Source organism: Occallatibacter savannae (assembly GCF_003131205.1).
Classification (GTDB): domain Bacteria; phylum Acidobacteriota; class Terriglobia; order Terriglobales; family Acidobacteriaceae; genus Telmatobacter; species Telmatobacter savannae.
The window spans coordinates 1-1,198 of record NZ_QFFY01000016.1 but is presented as its reverse complement, the minus strand read 5'-3'; the positions used below and the strand labels follow the sequence as shown (position 1 = coordinate 1,198).

Annotated in this window: 1 protein-coding gene; it reads left to right on the top strand. The window is 60.7% G+C overall.

Features of this window, described 5'->3' with window-relative positions; genetic code table 11:
• Nucleotides 1-137: 137 nt before the first annotated feature.
• Nucleotides 138-1,106, top strand: a complete 969-nt coding sequence (locus DHV10_RS26845) for an IS110 family RNA-guided transposase (RefSeq protein WP_109489519.1) — start codon at nt 138-140, stop codon at nt 1,104-1,106.
• Nucleotides 1,107-1,198 lie beyond the last annotated feature (92 nt).

Genomic DNA, 1,198 nt, shown 5'->3' with positions numbered 1-1,198 from the left:
TCGGCTCCCCCGCGGGCGGACGGCTCCCGTTCATCCTGCGGTCTTGACGACCGGCGCTCAGCACAGGCGACCGCTGCCCAAGTCACGTACGACCGAACAGTCGCACGATTTCAATCGAACATACAAGGCAGGTTACCGTGACAAGGATCATTTGTGGAGTGGATATCGCTTCATCTTGCTTAGCCGCACGCATCGGGCGAGACGGCGCCGCAGCCACCTTCGCCAACACCCCGGATGGCATCGCGGAGTTGGCTGTCTTCTGTCAGACCCATCAAGTTGCGCTGGTCGCCATGGAAGCCACCGGCGGCTACGAACAGCGGGCCTTTGCACAACTATCCGAACCTGGACTACCGGTGGCCATCGTGAACCCGCGCGCGGTTCGTCAGTTCGCTCAGAGCATGGGGTCTCTGGAAAAGACCGATGCCATCGACGCCGGCATGATCGCCTGGTATGCGGAAACCAAGCAGTCTCAGCCGTTATGCCTGGCCCCACAGACTCAGCTCGAGTTACGCGCTCGCGTGACCCGACTGCGGCAGCTTACCGAAGTTCGTACCGCGCAGTTGAACCAGCAGCGGCTCGTTATCAATTCCGCCATACAGAAAGGCTTCGACAAGATGCTGGCCTTCCTGGCCGAACAGATGCGGGAGCTGGAACAGTCCATCGCCGCGCTCATCGATGCCGACCCGCTCTGGCGCGCACTCAACCAGGCGTTCCGTACCATCAAGGGGGTAGCCGACCGCACCGTGGCTCGCATCATGGCGGAGATGCCGGAGATCGGTACGCTCTCCAACAAGACCATCTCCAAACTTGCAGGACTGGCCCCCTTGGCCAACGACTCAGGCAAGCACCAGGGCAAACGTGCCGTACGGGGAGGCCGAGCTGCGGTCCGCGACATCCTGTTCCTGGTCGGCAGTGTGGTCGCTCGCTTCGAGCCAGACTTCATTACCTTCCAGCAACGTCTCCGTGCTGCCGGCAAACCGCCCAAGGTAATCCGCATCGCCGTAGCTCACAAGTTGCTGGTCCGACTCAACGCCAAAGCTCGTGAAGTTCGACAGCACAAAGCCATGTCCCCACTTGCTGCCCTCCTTGATCAACAACTCTGCTGACAGCAGCCGTGGTTGTGGGAAAGCGGGAAACAGCTCCACCGTTTTCCGCTTTTCCATCAACCCACCTTGACAATCCAGACAGTCGCTGAGCG